Here is an 18961-nt window from a genome sequence, read left to right as displayed (position 1 = left end):
ATTATATTACACAATTTTAAAAAAATTGTAAATAAATAAAAAATTTGTTTATTTATTTTAATAAATGTCTTAAAGTAAGACTGTCCGCATATTGTATAGCATTTGTGAGAAAGGAACGTAATGATGAAAATAAGAATATTATTTTACTTGATTGGTCTATTTTTTTTGGGGTTAGGTGCTACATTAACGATTAAAGCTAATCTTGGCGCAGGAGCATGGGATGCGTTAAACGTAGGACTATCACATGCCTTTGGGTTAACAGTTGGTAGTTGGGTTATTATTATCGGAATTATAATGATGTTTTTAAATGCAATTATCGTGAATGGAAAGCCTAATTTTCTTGCGTTAGTTACAATTCTGCTCATTGGTTTTTCGGTTGATTTTTGGCTAACAGTGGTTATGAAAAATGTTGTATTTGAACAGTTTTTTCATCAAGTGATTTCACTACTAAGTGGAATTGTATTGATTTCGATCGGTGTAGCCATGTATTTGCAAACAAAATTCCCTGCGAATCCCATTGATCAGTTCATGCTCGCATTAAATAAGAGGTTTCGTCTAAATTTCATGGTGGCAAAAACGATTGGAGAGATCAGTGCATTAATCTTAGCATTGATTATGCAAGGACCAATTGGAATAGGAACGATTTTAATCACGTTTCTCATTGGCCCTATTATTCAGTGGATGAATACTCCAATTGCCAAAGGATATGAGAGTTTAATTAAAAGATAGGCTCTTTTCTAAAAGATTGTTGTTTTTAAACATAAAAAGATTAACAGCAGTTACAGAGCGGGTCTAAAAATATGTCGAAAATTGAAGGTTAGTCGATATCTTGGTTATTTCGGACAATAAAATTCAAAACCAGACAATAAAATCTTGAGCTTGGACAAAAAATCTCAAGTTCAGACAATAAATCATGATTATGGACGATACATCATTTCGAAAAGTTGAATTAGAAATCAAGTAAGTTTAAACACAACAAAGTTTACTAAAACAGCCAAAAGATAAATCGTAGAGGGGATTTTGGTTATTCTATTTTACACCTAGACTGGCCTTGTTTTCCTCATTTCATCATCTTTAAGAATCTGATAGTATAAACAAATTTATACTTGAAAACACTAATGATATGCATTTTTGGAAGGAGTAGAAATAATGAAAATAAGGTTGCTCATTTCTCTTGTATTGCTTTTATCATTTAGTTTTTCAAGTTCTGTACTAGCAGAAGGAAAACAACAGCAAAAGCCCAAAATTCCTAGCTCAGTGATGGAGATATCGAAGGAGAATACTTATCCAAATCCAACTCAGGACTTGCCATATCTCCAACCAAGTGAACTAACGAAAAGCTTGATTGCTTCTTCAGATGTTCCCATTGAGAACCCAGATTTGATTCGGATTTTAAATGAATCAACAATCTCAGATGCGCCCCTCGCATTTGGTTATCGCGCAACGATTTATTTAGGAGATTGGGCGCTTAACTACGAATCGACTGAAACCGCTACAAATTGGGAATATCAAAAAATCAATACGAACTATCAGGATAATCGGGGTGGAAAAGCGCCTGTCCAAGTTCATTATAAGCAGGAAGCACAAAAATCGGTAAAAGGTGGGTTAACTGCAAAAGTACCTGAGTCAGAGCATGTAAAGAAAATGATGCTCTTAAAGGCTATGCAGAAAACAAACCTACCTCTTTCCTTTGATACAATTATTGGTGCAGGAACGAAAAAGGATCAAGTATACAATATTCCTCCCAAAAAGCTAGGCTATTTATACGCTTATGCCCCTGCTGTTAATGAAAAAGGAAAAGTAACCTATGGTGAAGTATATTTAGTTTTGAAAGGTAATAAGAAAAGCATAGTAGTCAAAAATATTACGTCACAAGGAATAGGCGCTTGGATCCCGTTGCAAGACCATGCATCATTTGGCTTTGTTACATCAAATCAGCCTAGATAAGCGAGTGTTAAGATCAATACGTGGGTGATGCGTATTGGTCTTTTTAACGTTAAAAATGGCTCTATTCGAATTTTAGTGATTAATACATAGGGAGCACAGAATGATTTATGAAGCAGTTTTACGGGGAGATTCTGCTGAGGTTAGAGCAGCAGTGGAATATCATATTTTGCGGACAAAAAATAATTTAATTACTTATATAGAACTGCTTAATAGCGGAAATCCGGAATAAAAGGGGTAAATTTTATCCGCATATCACTATTCTGTATTTTCAATTCTTGCTTTTACAAACAAAGCAGTTATAACTCTCAAAAAAAATAGTGAAAATCAGACTTTTAATCTAATTCTCACTGTTTAATCATCGTTTTATTTTTCAAGCATTTTATATACACTCTATTTTGCCCTTTTATGGTTGATGCCTCGAAAATTCTCTGTACCTCTGCGGCGACATGTTGACCATTTCCTTAAACGCATTATTAAAGTTGCTTGCACTGTTGTAACCAACAATATAGGCAATCTCTGTTACGGTCTTATCCGTCGAAAAAAGATATGACTGTGCCTCTCCAATCCGTCGCCGAATCACGTACTGCATCGGCGAGTACCCAGTCGTGCGCTTAAACGCGTGGGATATATAATACTGGCTCATATTCAACTCGTCAGCAATATCTTGCAAGCTTATATTCTCTATATATTGTTCTTTCTTTAACGGTTACGTTCCTTGCCTTCCAGCAGGCTGCGATTTCGCCGGTAACCTGGCTGATGCTGTCTGAAATGTTCCCACTGCAAATACGCGGTATCGGTATGGGAGTAACAGTTTTATGTTTATGGGTAGCGAATTTCTTCGTTGGATGCCTATTCCCAGTCTTTTTAGAAAGCCTCGGTTTATCAGGAGCATTTTATATTTTCGTCGTACTAGGTGTTTTAGCCATCACATTCGTAGCTAAATTCCTGCCGGAAACAAAAGGGCTTACACTTGAACAGCTGGAGCATCAATTCCGCAATTATGGGAGAAAGCCTGTTACATCGTCCTATCCAGAAAACAAGCGTGCATAATAATGTAAGCGTTATAAAAATAGAAAATAACGGGGAGAGCTATTCAGGAAAGAGGATTATCAATTCCGCATGATACTGTGAAGTTACAAAAGGTAATGAATACGAACTACTTAATTCTAAGCGTTCTTCCTCGGAGGGAATGATTACTGAAGATTAGGATCTTCTGAATTTTGAATTGAAAGAGAATGAAAAGGTTTTATAGTTTTTCATTTCGTTGTAGAGCGATTCTCAAGCATCCTTTTTTTAAGAAATCTCCCTTTTTTATGTATAAACTCATGCATAAACGATAAAAAAACGAAAAAACGCCAAAACATTGATACGTCTAGGTTTGGCGTTTTTAGTAATTTCATAGGGACTTGTCGGACAGCTTCTTTCAATGTTAAATGAACATGAGCTGCATTAAGCCTTTTTTCTGTTTATTTAAAGTCGTTACTTAATCCTCCTTTTTTTTATTTTTAAATTTACCCTTCCCATCCTAATCCTTCATTTACTATTGTATTAGGATGAAAATTTCAGTACAAATCACTAAGATGACAAGCTAGGAGCAATTTAAGCCGATCACTAGAATCGTTTAGATTGACTGCAAGTATTTCCTCAATTTTTCTTATTCGATAGTAGAGTGTATTTTGATGAATATGCAGGCGTTCTGCTGTTTCGGATATAGATTGATTAGCTGCAATGTATGTTCTCAGTGTCAACTCCAGATCACTTGACTTGGCCTTAGGAGAATGGAGTGGTGCGAACACCTCCTGAATAAATTGTTTAATATCCTCAACTTGCTGATTTATAAACAATCGGTTAATGCCAATACTTTCATAACTGATAATGCCAGGAGTTTCACGATTTGAGATATAGGCTAATGATTTATTCGCTTCTTCAAAACTCTTCGCAACATATTCAAGACCTTGGTAAAACATCCCTATACCTCCCATAAGGACTGGTGCACCTTTATTTTCCCATGAATTTACCACCTTCTCCAGTTTTTTGATTGCAACTTCTTGTTGGGACTCAGAAGAGACATTTATGATGATTGTCACTTTATCCTGAAAACCAAATAGAAGATACTGAAAAGATTTTAGTTCACTATGTAGAGCGGCAATTAGCTTTCTCTGGTATCTTTCGAGCTTCTTGCTGACTTGCGCCTTCCCACTTAGTTGCATGACTGTGACAAAGAGTGGTTTGTCTGGAGAAAGACCAAAATCTTTTAATTTAGAAACAAGCAGATTCGGCTCCTTATATTGGAGAAGTTCATTAAAAAATTCATAACATTGTTTATAGTACATATCCGTCATGGAATAGGTATTGACCATTTTTAGTGCAACCAAAGCACTACCCTGCTCTAACACTACGGTGTCAATAGGAGATAGTAATCGCTTAAGCTCCACAACAAAAAAACCAATTGGAATCCCCTCATTTACAATCGGATACAAATGAACAGGAATTTCATTAATCGTAACTGTTAATGTATTTAGAGAATCTTCCCACCCATTTAATAAATCTGAATTTTTTAGCTTCTTTGAAAGCGGGGCGTAATGTGGATACCATTCATTTTTAGTTACATCAAAAAGAGAAACAGGGAGGTTAATCATCCGTTCAACGGTTTTCGCAATCATGATCAAATCAGAATCTTTTAAAGACAGTTTTGTAAAAGCTTCATGAATATGGTTTCGTCTAACTAAATATTCATTTGTTTCCCTTAGTTCTGAGAAAAGTCTTGCGTTAGTAATAGCAATCGCTGCCTGATCAGCAAAACCTTGCAGCTGGCGTAAATCTGTATGAGTCAGCTTTCGTTTTTTCGTAATCTGATGGACAATCATCACACCAATCTTTTCCTTGTTCATTGTTACAGGAACAGCCATTGCTAGTAAATTGGGGAATTTATCCGTAACTCCCATTGCAGACATTATATTTTTCAGATTGTTTTCCTGAACATTAGACATCGCTGTCAATCCTTGTTCAGTATTGAAGATACCGCCGATTCCACCCTGATATACCTTCCCTCCGATACCCTCACCTAAGCTAGTCTTGAAATCATAAATAGACGGGCCAAATCCAACATTTGCTTTTGGAGTAAGCTTCTGTGTCTCAGTGTCATAAAGCATTAGAAAGCCACGATCAACTGCTGGAATCGCAATCAATACGTTGTGCATAATGTTGTTTAACAGTTCATCCAACTTAAGCATTGAGGTGAGCGAATGCAAACCCTCTAGCCATGCATCATTCTCTTGCCAATATTGCTCTAATGTTTGTTGAAGCAGCAAATTACGGACCTTCAGCACAAAATAATCGCACTCAAATTCAGATAGCGCTCTGCCGGAATGTATACAAGCGCGGATTAAAGTTGATTTAGGAACTTCCATTGCAAACTCAAACAATTGGCTGCCCAGCTGAGAATTGTAGCAAGTAGAATAGTTCTGACTTTCTATATCGGATGAATACGGCCATAAATCTTCATTTAAAAAAAGGGTTTGCTCATGATCGGTAAGTGGGGCGTTACATAAGTGGACCCACTCTTCTGTGCCAGACAACATCCAAACATAGTATGTCAAAGCACTATCGAATCCGCGCATTGTCATCTCATTCTGTTCCATACAATTCACCCCTTAACTAATTGTACAATTCTTCATTTATCATCCTATACATTGTAGAAATTTACAATGATATTCAGAAAATTATGTGAATTTATACAATGACATTAATGGCTTGTTTCTTTATAGTTAATTTACACACATTTTGCAAAGGGAGGTTTTATAATGAATGAAAGCGCTAACAAATCGAACAGCAAAATGATTTTACTGGTTCTCTATTTTGGATGGATTATATCGTACATTGACAGAACTGTTATCAGTCTTGCAATTGTACAGATTGGAGAAGATTTAACACTTGATGCGTCAAAATTAGGGATTGTACTAAGTGCCTTCTTTATGGGGTATGCATTAATGCAGATTCCAGGTGGATGGCTTGCAGACCGTTTTGGATCACGAAAAGTCATCGTGGCAGCTGTTGTGGCCTGGTCGATATTTACTGCAATGTCTGGACTTGCCTGGTCTCTTACTTCGTTACTTCTCATTCGGTTTCTTTTTGGAATTGGTGAAGGGGGATATCCTGCAGCAAGTACGAAAGCAATATCTGATTATTTTCCCGCTGATAAAAGGACGAAAGCTCAATCCACAATGATGTCTTCAAATGCATTTGGTGCTGCTCTTGCACCGATTCTTTGTGCCCCATTATTAGTCGCATTTGGTTGGCGGAACGTGTTTTTTATGGTCGGCCTATTAGGTGTTGTTTTTGTGGTCTGGTTCCTTCTATCTACTAGACAAGCAGGGAATTACTCTAATTCTGGGGGAGCAGTTAAGCCTAGTAGAAAAGAATATACACAGCTGCTCCGCAATTCTTATTTATGGAAAGTTCTATTAATCTTCTTTTTTGTTAATGTTACAAATTGGGGTCTTATGTCCTGGATGCCTTCATACTTAATGCAAGGGCTTGGAATCGATCTTAAATCAGTTGGGTTATTCAGTGCGATTCCTACCTTGTTTCTAACAATAGGGATGATTATTAGTGGAAGAATCATTAATAAGGTTGGTTCGAAGGCAAAATATGGAGTAATAACTGGAATTATTATTACAGGGGCTTCTCTTTATTTAATGTCACTTTCATCCAGTGTTTTCCAGGTCATTATGTATCAGAGCATTGCTTTTACTTTTATGTCATTTGTCATGAGCTTTGTCTTTACAGTCCCACATCGGGTTATGGAACAGAAGGTAGTAGGTACTGCATTTGGCATTATCAATTTTGGAGGACAAGCTGCAGGTATTTTTTCGCCAATGATCATGGGTGCCCTTATCGCTTCGACAGGTTCTTACCAAGCTGCGTTCATTTTCTTAGCGGTATGCTGCCTAGTCGCTGCAGTTGTTGCTTGTTTCTTACCAATAGCTAAAAAGAGCCAAACAGCAACAGATTATTCTGCCGTAGAAAAAGCAAATTGAGTGATTGACCGCAGGATTGAATGAATCAGTAGGCTGTTTTAAACATTCGTGTTGATCAAATAGTAGCCATTGCGTTATTCATTTAAATAAAACCGATATGCATGAATACTGATAGATTATTTTCAACATTAAACTTTCACAGAGTCAATCATTAAAGAAAAGGGTGAGGAGAAATGGGGAAATCGAACATTACTAAATGGATGGATGAGAATGAAGCTAAATTTACAGACTTGGCCAAACAAATTTGGGAGAATCCTGAATTAGGTTATAATGAAACGTTTGCATCTACCTTGCAAAGTAAGACTTTAGAAGAAGCTGGGTTTGAGGTTACTTCTGGGATTGGTGATGTGCCAACAGCTTTTGTTGCACAATACGGCAAAGGAAAACCAGTCATAGGGATTCTTGGTGAATTTGATGCTCTACCAGGATTATCCCAAGATATCACTCCAAATTATAACCCAATCGTTGCAAATGGCCCAGGACATGGATGTGGTCACAATTTGCTCGGAACAGCTGGGGTAAATGCTGTGATTGCTCTTAAGGAAAGAATGGAAGCGGAAATGCTACCAGGAACCATTCGATACTATGGGTGCCCTGCTGAAGAACTTCTCTCCGGAAAAACGTTTATGGCAAGGGCTGGTATATTTGATGATTTAGATTGCGCCCTTACATGGCACCCTGGAACGGTCAATACGACAGCTAATTTCCGTATGCAGGCATTAACTGCAATCGAATTTTATTTCTCTGGAAGAACTTCCCACGCCGGTGCTGCTCCACATCTTGGACGCAGTGCACTAGACGCCGTTGAGTTAATGAATGTCGGTGCTAACTATTTACGGGAGCATGTTGTAGATGGTACCCGCATTCACTATCAGATTACAAACGGGGGAATGGCACCCAATGTCGTACCAGATAAGGCTAGTGTTTATTATTTCTTACGTGGGGCAGACCGTAAGCAGGTGGAGGAATTAGAGGAAAGGTTAATAAAAGTTGCTCAGGGGGCAGCTATGATGACAGAGACCTCAGTACGCTGGGAAATCAAAGCTGGATGCTATGAAACATTGCCAAACGAAACGTTGAATGAGCTTATGTATAGGCAAGAGGAAGCTGCAGGACCATTTACTTTTACCCAAGAGGAAGAGAAATTTGCTGAAGAACTTCTCCAAACAGTTGATCCATCTGTATTGGCAGATGCTAAAAATCATCTCATGAGTGCGAATGCAAGCAAAATGCTTGATACAGCCTTTTACCACAACATGAGTCATTTCGGTTTATCCATTGGGGGATCATCGGATGTAGGAGATGTATCTTGGATTGTTCCAATGGGGCAAATTATGACCACCTGCGCACCACTCGGTGTTCAATTCCACACTTGGCAGGCTACGGCGTCATTTGGTTCATCAATCGGTCTGAAGGGAATGCACTATTCAGCAAAAATAATGGCATTATCTGCTTACGAATTGCTGCTGGATCAAGATGGTATTCTTGAAAAAGCAAAGGCTGAATTCAAAGAAAGTACAAAAGGAATAAGTTACAAACCAGGTATTCCAGCTAACGTTAAACCACCTGTACCAAAAGGAGAAGCTATTCCTATTTCGGCAATCTGAAACACTCATTATGTACAGTGAACAAAAGGTGTCGGACAAAAAATGGTGATCGTTAACTGAAAAATTAAGAAATGAATATTAGTAAAGAAACTGGTTGGTGAATAACTCCAACCAGTTTTCCTTTTATTCAGCAAATAATCTTAGGTTGATAATATCCTTTTCTGAGAGAGACTGTTGTAAGATAATATTTACCTCACTCAATATATCACTTATATGTTGTTGGCCACTGGGAGTCAGTACAGCATAAACACTACGTTTATCCTCAACATAACTAGCTCGTTCCACTGGGTTAAGGTGATGTTGCTCAAGTCTTGAAACTAAGCGGGATAAAGCACTTTGGCTAAGACCGACCATATTCTGAAGTTGCGATAGTCGGAGTTTCTTTTCACTATTTTCATTCAGAAACATCATTAAATAAAACTCATTCAAGCCTAAATGGTATTTTTGGTGAAGTAAATAATCTAATGATTGCGTAATTCTATTATGGAATTTTGAAAAGTTTAACCAAGTATGGATTAATTGTTCAGGTTGATTCATAGCCATCACCTTTCAAAAATACTATCCCAATTATATCATTCCTTGTTATCGAATTCCTCTGCTATATTGTGATGGCGGGTTTACATTCCGTGTAACTTCTTTAATTGCATGTAAACTCCAATATGGATCATTTAACATTCCTCTAGCAACCGCAATTAGATCGGCATCATTATTTGATAAGGTTGCCTCCGCTACTTGCGGATTATCTAACATGCCAACAGCTATAACAGGGATTCCAAATTTCTCTTTGAAGACTCGGGCAAAAGGGACTTGATAACCAGGATAATTACCAGGTTTTAAGGTGCCTGGTGTGCCTTCTCCCCCCGATGAAACATGGAACATATCTACGCCAGCTGCTTTGTACTTTTCAGCTATACGAAGTGAATGTTCTAATCCATATCCGCCGTCTATATATTCAATCGCAGAAATTCGCATAATTAATGGCATATCCTCTGGCATGACAGATTTTACTGAGCGAATGACTTCTACACCAAATTTTGATAAATCTTCACCATATTGATCGTTTCTATTATTAATACTAGGAGACATAAACTGATGTAGGAGGTAACCATGCGCTCCATGAAGTTCGATTGTATCAAAGCCTGCTTCGACTGCTCTTCTGGCTGCATTCTTAAACTGCTCAATCGTTTGTTGGATTTCCTCAATTGTTAAAGCACGAGGTTGTTTAAGTCCACCATATTTTGTTTCTTCGGATAAAGCTTCACCTTGAATAGTAGAAGGTCCAACAGGCTGGATTACATCTTCCGCTTTTCTACCTGCATGCGCTATTTGTATACCGATTTTTGAACCATATTTATGAACCTCGGATACAATACGCTTATAGGCAGGAATTTGAGCATCATCCCATAAACCTAAGTCTTGATTCGTAATTCTTCCTTCAGGTGTTACACCCGTCATTTCCATGATAATTAATCCTGTCCCCCCAATAGCTCTTGATACATAGTGAACAAAATGCCAATCGTTTGGCATTCCATCTTCTTTATCCACAGAATATTGACACATTGGTGCCATGACAATTCGATTTTTAAGTTGTAACCCTTTCACTTTAAAAGGTGAATCAATTGTTTTCATGATAGTTTCCCTCCTGTAAAATATATGCATGTGCATGCATTTTATATATGATAAAACAATTATTAATCAGATGCAATCAAAAAGAAACACCTAAAACCCACCTATTCAAGTTTGTGAACAGGTGGGTTTTAGGTGTTTCCGTGTAAAGTACATCTTTTCAGTAACGAATGAATGAACAGTCCATTCACTTCTTACAGATTCGATGTTAATTTTGTAAAATCCATATCCTTATAATAGCTATTTTTAACAAGGATATTTGGTCCTAGGCAATTGACAGCTGGGCAATGGCAATTTAGCGTCTTAGCTAATGATGACTCCATCCACTTATCGTAGGCAGATTGTAGTGTATGATGCTGAATATTGCCTAACGCAGGTGTATCACCAAAGTCCGTGACAATAATATTCCCATCAAAAATATTTACATTAAGACGTGAGCGGCCGTCGGGATCATTTCGAACAGTTACGTTTTTGCTTTGACGAAGGCGTTCAATCAGCTCCAAATCTTCTTTTTTATTGCTACACGCATAAAAAGGTAATGTACCAAAAAGCATCCACACATTTTCATCACGAAAATCTAATAAATGATGAATCGATTTTCGCATTTCTGCTAAAGATAATGTTTCTAAGTTACTCGCAAAATCGCTTGGATACATTGGGTGAATTTCATGACGTTGACAAAGCATCTCTTCTACAATTTGTTTATGGATCTTTTCAATATAAGGGAGAGTTCGTTTATTAAGCATTGTTTCAGCGGATACGATGACGCCCGCTTGAACGAGTGCTCGGCTATTTTCAATCATTCTTTCAAAGAGAGCGGCCCTTTGTTGATAAGTTGGCTTTCGATCCATCATCGCAAAACCGACCTCGACGAACTCATCGATTGTTCCCCAGTTATGAGAAATGTGTAAGACGTCTAAGTAAGGAATGATTTTTTCATATCTCTCTAAATCAAGTGTTAAGTTTGAATTAATTTGTGTACGTACTCCACGTTCATGGGCATACTTTAAAAGGGGAACGACATACCCTTCAACCGATTTTCTAGAAAGCATTGGTTCACCGCCAGTAATGCTTATAGAGCGGAGCGTAGGTACCTCGTCTAATCTTTTTAAAAGAAGCTCAAGTGGAAGAGCATTTGGATCCTTTGGCTGCAATGTGTACCCAACAGCACAATGCTCACATCGCATATTGCAAAGCGTTGTTGTTGTAAATTCAATATTTGTTAACGACATTTTCCCATATTGCTCAACATCTAAATAAGCTTCCCACGGGTCATATGAAGTTGTAATTGGCATTAAAGTGTTTGTAGAATTCATGAGGATACTCCTTTATTTTACAGATAACAAAGTATAAGCTTTTGTAATTAGCTTTGTGTCTAGCTTCAGCTCCTAGTCCTCTAGGGTTTACCGCCAATCATGAATTGAAGGTAAAGAACACCTTCTATTCACGGTCGTCTTATTTGCCTGAGGCTGGCCAAGGTGCTTCCGCATTTCAAATGGCATAACAATCATTTTATCATGAACCATAATGGTTATCATTAATTGGAGAGTAGAAAAGTGTTTAATCTGTTCCTAACTTTTCGAAAGCCGTTAATCATAGAAATTTTGCCTTTGGTAGAAAGTTGTCAAGTGAATGTGTATAAGCTACGATGAAATTACTTGAAAGGAGAGAGAAGATGGGTAACGCTGTTCACGATAAAGATTCACAACTATCATATTTAACAAACCGATTAAATATGTTTTTAGAAGTAATCGACTCAATGGATCCGGAAGCTACAGACGTAGAAGATATCGACCGTTTAATACAAATGTTAGGTGATCTTGAATTTAAGAATGAGCAATTTAAAAAAGATCACGATGAGTAAGAAGAAGCGAGCCGCATGTAATGTGTCGGCTCTTTATTTGTTTATCGTTTAAGAAATTATAAAATGCTTGTACTGTGGATCGGTGCACGACATCCAGCTCCAGCGCCTAGCCCCTCGAGGTCATAAGACGATCAGGAATTGAAGGTAAAAAACACCTTCTATTCCTGATCGTCTTATGCTTGTCGGGGCTGATCAAGGCGCTTGCGCCTTTGTTCCGTCTAAAATAAAGTTAAGATAGTATTGAAAATAAGCTTCTGTTGAAGGAGAGATTTGATGAGAACATACCAACCTACAATACTTGTATATAGCCCGAACCAAGCTGAAGCTTATGCTAAATGTGTCCGCAATCATGGATTTAAAAAGGTAAAAGCAGCGGCAACACTTGAGGAAGCAAGGAAAAATCTTCCTGGTACGGAGATTATTTTGGGCTGGAAATTTCCTATCGAAATCTTAGATGAATCGATAGCCGCTTCAGTTCTCTGGTATCAGTCAATTGGTGCTGGTGTCGATGATTTGATTTCTGACACTTCAAATCTTGAGCACATGACAATCACTCGAATTGTTGATCAATTCGGTACTTATATATCAGAATATGTATTTACTTATCTCTTATTTATTTTGAAAGATGTATCCCGTATGAGACAAGCGCAAGTAGAACGTCGTTGGGATCCGTTTATTCCAGAATTGCTTGCTGGTAAAACAATTGGGGTAGCGGGTCTTGGATCTATCGGAGCAGAAATTGTACGAAAAGCGCGAGCGTTTGATATGAATGTTCACGGATTAAGTTTTAGTGGCAGGCAAGCTCAATTAGTGGATCGTCATTTTACTTCAGAAGAATGGATAGAATTTGTTAAAGGCCTTGATTATTTGGTATTAACTCTTCCATTAACTGATGCTACTAAACATCTTATTAACCGTGATATTCTTCTAGCCATGAACCCGAGAGCTTATTTAATAAATGTTGGACGCGGTGCTTTGATAAATGAAGGCGATTTAGTTTCTGTTATGAGCTTAGGTCATCTTCAAGGCGCAATTCTTGATGTTTTTGAGACAGAACCTTTACCAGAGGATCATGTTCTATATACAATGCCAAATGTTTATACAACTTCTCATTTATCAGGACCAAGCACCACCAGGGGTGTATGCCAGTTCTTCGTTGATAATTTACAGCGGTACATAGATAATCAGCCTTTGCTTGGAGTGGTGAATCGAGAGCGTGGATATTAAAGAGAGAAAAGGAGCACTTATAATGAAATTCTTCATATGAGGAGCTTTGCGAATAATTCGATGCCGAACACCAAAGAGGTCTTAGGCATTCACCTTCTTATTTAATCTTCTAAATGACTGATTCATATGCTACATTAGTCCAGGTTGTGGAGGATGATGTAAAGTTAATTTGAAAAAAATATATACCTATTGGTTCAATTCGTAGCCCTGATAAATGTTCACTCAGTGGGGGGCTTTTTCATTCCCACCGAGTGTTATTTTTGCTATCTATTAATGGCTCTTCCATCTAGTTCATGAGTATATACTCTTCGCTTTCTTATTGGGCCGTATAACCGCCGTCTATGACGACGGCTTGCCCTGTAATGCTACGGGCTTTTTCACTAGCGAGGAAGACGGCGTACTCGGCAATTTCACGTACATCAATCAAACGTTTTTGTGGGACTAGTGGGTAGAGTACTTCTTCCAAGACATTTTCCAGTGGGACTTGTCTTGTTCTTGCCAGGTCCTCTAATTGTCCTCGAACTAATTGCGTGTCTGCGTATCCTGGGCAAATGGCATTTACAGTGATACCGTCTGATGCACATTCAAGAGCAGCTACTTTTGTTAATCCAATGACACCATGCTTTGCACTATTATAAGCAGCTTTGTTGGCAAAGCCAATTAGACCATTAATTGAAGAGATATTAATGATTCTGCCAAATTTCTGTTCTTTCATAATCGGTAATACATGTTTAGTTGTGATAAATGGAGCTGTTAACATAATTTTGATCATCAGTTCGAACTTTTCAGTTGGGAACTCTTCAATAGGGGAAACATGCTGTAGACCAGCATTATTGATAAAAATATCGACGCGTCCAAACTTGTTTTTTGTTTGTTCGATTAAGTGAATGATTTCTTCTTCTTTTGTTACGTCCGCTTTTAGCCCAATTACTTCAAAGCCATTGTTTCTCAATTTTTCAGCGGACTCCTCAACGGTTTGTTGATTAAGATCGGATAGGACTACTTTTGCGCCATTTTCAGCAAAGGTCTTTCCAATCTCAAATCCGATTCCTCTTGCAGACCCGGTAATGACTACTACTTTTTCTTTAACCATATTACATTCCTCCAAAAAAAATGTAATGGTTATCTGCCTCATAACGTGTGCTTTTCATAATGAAATAAGGGAAAAATGTAAAAGGGAAGGTTTTTTTTGATGAAACGATCAGGGAAGGGTTGAAAAAATCATATCATAATTTTCGGAATTTTGAAAGGGTTATCATTTATAGGTTATCAAATGATGACTTTTTCTTAAGGCCATTCTCGTAAAGGGGAGTGAATGTACGATCAGTTGGCACATTTCTTGCAGATCTCACTAATAAAATTTCAAAATCTGAAAGGGAGAAAAATAGTCGATCACAGACAAGGCTCATTTATTTGCTTTCATGTCTATTCCTTCTAATTTTCAGCTTTCCCTATGTTATAATAAATTTGAAATGTAAAAATTAGGAGAATGGGTATGAATAATAATATTCAATCTATGGAGTTATTTGAATCTATTTTAAATAAATTGCCCGTTGGAGTTTTAGTTACGAAAAATGAAAGCGAAATCATTTTTTATAACCTTGAATTATCAGAGTTCCTGACGGATACTCAGCTAGAATCTGAGATTTCCATGATAATGGAGAAAAAGCTCATGCCTCAGGTCAATACACCCATTCAATTTAATGGTCATAATGGGGTTATCAGGAAAGAGATCATCAGAACATTAGATGGTGAACATGGGCTTTATCTCCTTTTATCTAACAATCGTAAAAATCATTTTCAACATATAGATCATCAAGAGGAGCTTCTTTTTAAGGATATTATTGAAATTGCTTATGATGGCGTAGTTATGGTTGATACAGAAGGATATGTTCAAATGCTGAGTCATGCCTATGCTGACTTTCTCGGAATTGAGCAGGAAAGCTCGATTGGAAAGCATGTGACGGAGGTTATTGAAAACACTCGTATGCACGTAGTTGCAAAAACAGGGAAACAAGAAGTAGCAGATCTGCAAAAAATTAACGAGAACTATATCATTGCAACTCGTACACCGATTCTAAAAGATGGTAAAGTTACTGGAGCAGTAGGAAAAGTTTTGTTCGAAAATGTTAACCAGTTCACGGCTCTTGCGAAACGGGTAAAATCTCTTGAGCATGAGCTAAAGAAATACAAAGGAGATTTTCGTGAAAGAAACAAAGCCTCCTATACATTCGATCATTTAATAGGGAATAGCCCTGCATTTGTGGATGTAAAACATCAAGCAAAAAAAGTGTCCAAAAGTGATTCTAACGTACTGCTTTTAGGAGAAAGCGGTACAGGAAAGGAATTATTTGCCCATTCGATTCATAATGAGAGCAGTCGTGCGATGGGCGTGTTCGTTAAGGTAAACTGTGCTGCCATTCCTTCAGAGCTTTTGGAATCAGAGCTCTTTGGCTATGAAGAAGGTTCTTTTACTGGAGCTAAAAAAGGTGGCAAGGCAGGCAAGTTTGAAGCGGCTGACGGCGGAACGATTTTTCTTGATGAAATTGGTGAACTTCCAATGCATATGCAAGTAAAATTACTACGTGTTCTACAAGAGAAAGAAATCGAGCGTGTTGGCTCTTCTGGCAGTATTACAATTGACGTAAGAGTGATAGCGGCAACTAATCGCAATTTAGAGGAAATGGTTTCAAAGGGTGAGTTTAGACTTGACTTATATTACCGTCTGAATGTAATGGAAATGATGATTCCCTCCTTAAGGGAGCGCAAGTCAGATATTATCATTCTGGTAAAATACTTTTTGGATAAATACCAGAAAATCATGAAAAAAGAAATCGCTGGTATTCATGATCAGGCCTTACGCTTGCTACGATTTTATTCATGGCCAGGAAATATACGAGAGTTAGAAAATTGTATTGAACGTGCGCTGAATTTGGTGGACGAGGGGGAAATCATCAAGCCTGAGCACCTACCTGAAGAAATAGTCGGTCATATAGACATCTCTTTCGTACGTTCACTAGCAGAAGTGATGGAAGAGACGGAACGGAATACGATTTTAGCATGCTTAGAAATAACGAAAGGAAATAAATCCGAAACAGCTAAACAACTAGGGATTAGCAGAACAACACTATATGAAAAAATGAATAAATATGGTTTATTATCTTAGGAAAAGTCCCCTGTACAAGGGGGCTTTTTCTGTTAAGAGAGCTGATAGAATTCTGATTTATCGGGATATCCGTACACTTAAACGTCGAATTGTACATAAGTTGTAAGGGAAACTGAACAGTATTTCGTTGGTCTTTTGTATTTTGTTAGGAAATCTGAACAGCCTGGTATCTTTTTGCGATGATTAAGGACTATTTCTATTATTTATTTGACAGAGATCTATCTTTTTAGCATTCTATAAATGTAAATTTTCTAGCATGTCCAGCTCCTAACCCCTCGAGGTTAAAAACATAAGGCAATAAAAGCCAAAGAGCGGACCTTTTTTACCACAGAATATTTGCTTGTCGGACTGATTAAGGCGACTGCACTTTTCTTAAAAAATAGCGTTTTAAATAAGCTTGCAAAAATGTTTGGCACGATATTTGCATAATAAATTGATAAGAATGGTTTATCTGTCTGAAGGGGAATAGGGAAAATATTGAACTTATAATTGTAAACGTTTACTTGAGGCGAGGTAAGATTGAACTCATTTCATCAAAATTCGTTTGATCTAACTTGGGGAAGGTAGATCGGAACGAGTAATGAGTCTGATTAGGGAAAGGTTTCAAAGAAAAGGGGGAATTCTTTTGGTAATTGAGATTTTGGCCATTGTTTTAGCTCTTGGTTTATTAATCTTTCTGGCGTATCGGGGATATCCAGTTATTATTATTGCGCCGTTAGTTACATTGCTTGCAGTTGCTTTATCTGGGGGTCTGTTATTGCCCAGCTATACGGAAACATATATGACGAATGCTGCAAACTACATTAAATCGTTTTTTCCAATCTTTCTATTAGGAGCTATCTTCGGGAAAGTGATGGAGATGAGCGGGGCGGCGGCATCGATTGCTCAAACGATTGTGAAAAAATTAGGCTCAAAACATGCAATCTTAGCTGTTGTGTTAGCCTGTTCAGCCTTAACATATGGCGGGGTTTCTCTGTTTGTGGTGGCATTTGCTGTTTATCCGTTCGCGGCTGCTATTTTTAAAGAAGCAGATATTCCAAAGCGTCTTATTCCAGGAACAATTGCACTTGGAGCTTTTACCTATACGATGGATGCACTTCCTGGTACTCCGCAAATTCAAAATATCATTCCAACGAATTACTTTGGAACGGATACCTATGCAGCTCCAATCATCGGGATTCTCGGAGCAATCTTCGTTTTTGTTGGAGGAATGCTATGGCTGGAGCGTCGCCGTAAACAAGCAGCTGCAAGTGGCGAAGGATATGGAACTGGTCATACGAATGAACCAGAAAGTAATGAAAATGCATCGCTCCCAAATTTTTGGCTTGCAATTGTTCCGCTTGTTTTAGTTATTCTATTTAACTATTTGTTTAGCCGTAGTGGAATTACCGTTAAGAATTGGTATAATCAAGCAGATTTAGCACAAATTTTCAATATTGCTGATGCAAGTACAGTTGTTTCTTCTTGGGCATTGATTTGTGCTCTGACAATTGGAATTCTTGCAGCATTACTTCTTAATGTTGGACGTGTGAAAGTTAAACTGGCAAGTGGTTTAACCGCTGCTGCAATGGGGTCATTATTGGCTATTTTCAACACAGCTTCTGAAGTAGGATTTGGAAATGTCGTTAAAACATTGCCTGGCTTTAAGGTGATTCAAGATTCAGTATTTAATGCCAGCAGCAACCCGCTCGTTTCTGAGGCGATTGCTGTCAACGTACTTGCTGGCATAACCGGCTCTGCTTCGGGGGGGCTGTCAATCGCATTAGAAGTAATGGGGAATCATTATCTGCAGGTAGCCCAAACTCTAGGCATTACACCTGAGATGCTGCACCGAATTGCCTCAATGGCTTCCGGTGGAATGGATACCCTTCCACATAACGGAGCAGTTATCACCCTACTTGCAATCACAGGGCTGACACACCGCCAATCATATAAAGATATTTTTGCGATTACGATTTTGAAAACGGCTGCTGTCTTTATTCTTGCCTTCGGAGCTTCACTATTTATCTAGTATTAAAGGGATCAATTGCCTGTAAAAGTCCGAGAGAAGGAACACAGACTAACAGTGCGTGACCCACATTTTGTGAGCCTCAAACTAACCACGAAGTGATTTATCAAATTCAGAATGATGCCACCATTGTTGTTGGTGGCTTTCTCTTTAACACACCGTAAGTTTTCCATTCGCGTCACCACCTTACAAATCTTGTTTCAAAATAATTTTTCAGGAGTATTTGGGTTAAATTGTGGATTTTAAAAAAAGTCGCGATGTTTGTAAAAAAGATGCGCTGTTTAAAATAAAGTCACGACGTTTATAAAAAAGTTATGAAGCTTTGCCCCTTTGGATGAGATTTAACTAACGGTGCAAGTTAGGTTCAATAATTGGTGTTTTTTGGGCAACCTTTACAAACTCCTTAGCGTACAATTTTCTCGAAATGATATGGTCACCCCAAAAGCTTATTGAAAAAAGACACTCGAAAAATACGAA

15 protein-coding genes and 1 pseudogene are annotated in these 18961 nt (G+C 37.9%); 10 read left to right on the top strand and 6 right to left on the bottom strand.

Going from position 1 to position 18961, the window contains the following annotated elements; all coding sequences use genetic code 11:
• The first annotated feature begins 123 nt into the window (after positions 1-123).
• From K9V48_RS05090 to K9V48_RS29005, 3 genes are all read left to right on the top strand, one after another.
• Positions 124-729: a YczE/YyaS/YitT family protein gene (locus K9V48_RS05090; protein ID WP_224137458.1), complete on the top strand. Its 606-nt coding sequence runs from the start codon at positions 124-126 to the stop codon at positions 727-729.
• 420 nt (positions 730-1149) lie between these two features.
• The gene (locus K9V48_RS05085; protein WP_224137457.1) at positions 1150-1947 is read left to right on the top strand and encodes a YfkD famly protein; all 798 of its coding nucleotides are present in this window, start codon (positions 1150-1152) and stop codon (positions 1945-1947) included.
• A 100-nt stretch (positions 1948-2047) separates the two neighbouring features.
• Positions 2048-2176, top strand: a complete 129-nt coding sequence (locus tag K9V48_RS29005; protein ID WP_263432729.1) for a hypothetical protein — start codon at positions 2048-2050, stop codon at positions 2174-2176.
• Between the two features lie 174 nt (positions 2177-2350).
• On the opposite strand, the gene K9V48_RS29660 is transcribed toward K9V48_RS29005, so the two are convergent.
• On the bottom strand, positions 2351-2590 hold the full coding sequence (locus tag K9V48_RS29660; protein WP_438803867.1) for a helix-turn-helix domain-containing protein: 240 nt from the start codon (positions 2588-2590) through the stop codon (positions 2351-2353).
• Positions 2591-2631: 41 nt separating this feature from the next.
• On the opposite strand from K9V48_RS29660, the pseudogene K9V48_RS05075 reads away from it, so the two are divergent.
• Positions 2632-2997, top strand: a pseudogene (locus tag K9V48_RS05075) (MFS transporter); the annotation flags it as partial.
• Positions 2998-3509: 512 nt separating this feature from the next.
• On the opposite strand, the gene K9V48_RS05070 reads toward K9V48_RS05075, so the two are convergent.
• The gene (locus K9V48_RS05070) at positions 3510-5588 is read right to left on the bottom strand and encodes a helix-turn-helix domain-containing protein (RefSeq protein WP_224137455.1); all 2079 of its coding nucleotides are present in this window, start codon (positions 5586-5588) and stop codon (positions 3510-3512) included.
• 162 nt (positions 5589-5750) lie between these two features.
• On the opposite strand from K9V48_RS05070, the gene K9V48_RS05065 reads away from it, so the two are divergent.
• Both K9V48_RS05065 and K9V48_RS05060 read left to right on the top strand, forming a co-directional pair.
• Positions 5751-6986 carry an MFS transporter gene (locus K9V48_RS05065; RefSeq protein ID WP_224137453.1) on the top strand — a complete coding sequence of 412 codons (1236 nt, stop codon included), beginning with the start codon at positions 5751-5753 and terminating at the stop codon, positions 6984-6986.
• Between the two features lie 173 nt (positions 6987-7159).
• A complete protein-coding gene (locus K9V48_RS05060; RefSeq protein ID WP_224137451.1) occupies positions 7160-8593 on the top strand; it encodes an amidohydrolase in 1434 nt (477 codons plus the stop codon).
• Positions 8594-8716: 123 nt separating this feature from the next.
• Here K9V48_RS05060 and K9V48_RS05055 read toward each other — a convergent pair whose 3' ends face one another.
• The 3 genes from K9V48_RS05055 to yfkAB form a co-directional block, all read right to left on the bottom strand.
• Complete coding sequence (locus K9V48_RS05055; protein WP_224137450.1) at positions 8717-9130, bottom strand: MarR family winged helix-turn-helix transcriptional regulator; 414 nt, start codon at positions 9128-9130, stop codon at positions 8717-8719.
• A 45-nt stretch (positions 9131-9175) separates the two neighbouring features.
• Positions 9176-10222 carry an NADH:flavin oxidoreductase/NADH oxidase gene (locus K9V48_RS05050; protein ID WP_224137448.1) on the bottom strand — a complete coding sequence of 349 codons (1047 nt, stop codon included), beginning with the start codon at positions 10220-10222 and terminating at the stop codon, positions 9176-9178.
• Positions 10223-10413: 191 nt separating this feature from the next.
• Complete coding sequence (gene yfkAB, locus K9V48_RS05045) at positions 10414-11535, bottom strand: radical SAM/CxCxxxxC motif protein YfkAB (RefSeq protein ID WP_224137444.1); 1122 nt, start codon at positions 11533-11535, stop codon at positions 10414-10416.
• A 359-nt stretch (positions 11536-11894) separates the two neighbouring features.
• On the opposite strand from yfkAB, the gene K9V48_RS05040 reads away from it, so the two are divergent.
• Both K9V48_RS05040 and K9V48_RS05035 read left to right on the top strand, forming a co-directional pair.
• Positions 11895-12083, top strand: coding sequence for an SE1561 family protein (locus K9V48_RS05040; RefSeq protein ID WP_224137443.1), 189 nt, complete (start codon positions 11895-11897; stop codon positions 12081-12083).
• 273 nt (positions 12084-12356) lie between these two features.
• Positions 12357-13310 carry a D-2-hydroxyacid dehydrogenase gene (locus K9V48_RS05035; RefSeq protein ID WP_224137442.1) on the top strand — a complete coding sequence of 318 codons (954 nt, stop codon included), beginning with the start codon at positions 12357-12359 and terminating at the stop codon, positions 13308-13310.
• 316 nt (positions 13311-13626) lie between these two features.
• On the opposite strand, the gene K9V48_RS05030 is transcribed toward K9V48_RS05035, so the two are convergent.
• A complete protein-coding gene (locus K9V48_RS05030; protein ID WP_224137441.1) occupies positions 13627-14403 on the bottom strand; it encodes a 3-hydroxybutyrate dehydrogenase in 777 nt (258 codons plus the stop codon).
• Positions 14404-14805: 402 nt separating this feature from the next.
• On the opposite strand from K9V48_RS05030, the gene K9V48_RS05025 reads away from it, so the two are divergent.
• Positions 14806-16476 (top strand): sigma 54-interacting transcriptional regulator, encoded by a 1671-nt coding sequence (locus K9V48_RS05025; protein WP_224137440.1) that lies wholly within the window; start codon positions 14806-14808, stop codon positions 16474-16476.
• Positions 16477-17101: 625 nt separating this feature from the next.
• Positions 17102-18487, top strand: a complete 1386-nt coding sequence (locus tag K9V48_RS05020; protein WP_224137439.1) for a GntP family permease — start codon at positions 17102-17104, stop codon at positions 18485-18487.
• Positions 18488-18961 lie beyond the last annotated feature (474 nt).

This window comes from Metabacillus rhizolycopersici (assembly GCF_020075705.1).
This window is presented reverse-complemented; position numbering and strand designations above follow the sequence as displayed.

Excerpts from the sequence above, each read along its gene's own strand:
- K9V48_RS05090 (WP_224137458.1), top strand. The coding sequence starts at position 124 with ATGAAAATAAGAATATTATTTTACTTGATTGGTCTATTTTTTTTGGGG.
- K9V48_RS05085 (WP_224137457.1), top strand. The coding sequence starts at position 1,150 with ATGAAAATAAGGTTGCTCATTTCTCTTGTATTGCTTTTATCATTTAGT.
- K9V48_RS29005 (WP_263432729.1), top strand. The coding sequence starts at position 2,048 with ATGATTTATGAAGCAGTTTTACGGGGAGATTCTGCTGAGGTTAGAGCA.
- K9V48_RS29660 (WP_438803867.1), bottom strand. The coding sequence starts at position 2,590 with ATGAGCCAGTATTATATATCCCACGCGTTTAAGCGCACGACTGGGTAC.
- K9V48_RS05070 (WP_224137455.1), bottom strand. The coding sequence starts at position 5,588 with ATGGAACAGAATGAGATGACAATGCGCGGATTCGATAGTGCTTTGACA.
- K9V48_RS05065 (WP_224137453.1), top strand. The coding sequence starts at position 5,751 with ATGAATGAAAGCGCTAACAAATCGAACAGCAAAATGATTTTACTGGTT.
- K9V48_RS05060 (WP_224137451.1), top strand. The coding sequence starts at position 7,160 with ATGGGGAAATCGAACATTACTAAATGGATGGATGAGAATGAAGCTAAA.
- K9V48_RS05055 (WP_224137450.1), bottom strand. The coding sequence starts at position 9,130 with ATGAATCAACCTGAACAATTAATCCATACTTGGTTAAACTTTTCAAAA.
- K9V48_RS05050 (WP_224137448.1), bottom strand. The coding sequence starts at position 10,222 with ATGAAAACAATTGATTCACCTTTTAAAGTGAAAGGGTTACAACTTAAA.
- yfkAB (WP_224137444.1), bottom strand. The coding sequence starts at position 11,535 with ATGAATTCTACAAACACTTTAATGCCAATTACAACTTCATATGACCCG.
- K9V48_RS05040 (WP_224137443.1), top strand. The coding sequence starts at position 11,895 with ATGGGTAACGCTGTTCACGATAAAGATTCACAACTATCATATTTAACA.
- K9V48_RS05035 (WP_224137442.1), top strand. The coding sequence starts at position 12,357 with ATGAGAACATACCAACCTACAATACTTGTATATAGCCCGAACCAAGCT.
- K9V48_RS05030 (WP_224137441.1), bottom strand. The coding sequence starts at position 14,403 with ATGGTTAAAGAAAAAGTAGTAGTCATTACCGGGTCTGCAAGAGGAATC.
- K9V48_RS05025 (WP_224137440.1), top strand. The coding sequence starts at position 14,806 with ATGAATAATAATATTCAATCTATGGAGTTATTTGAATCTATTTTAAAT.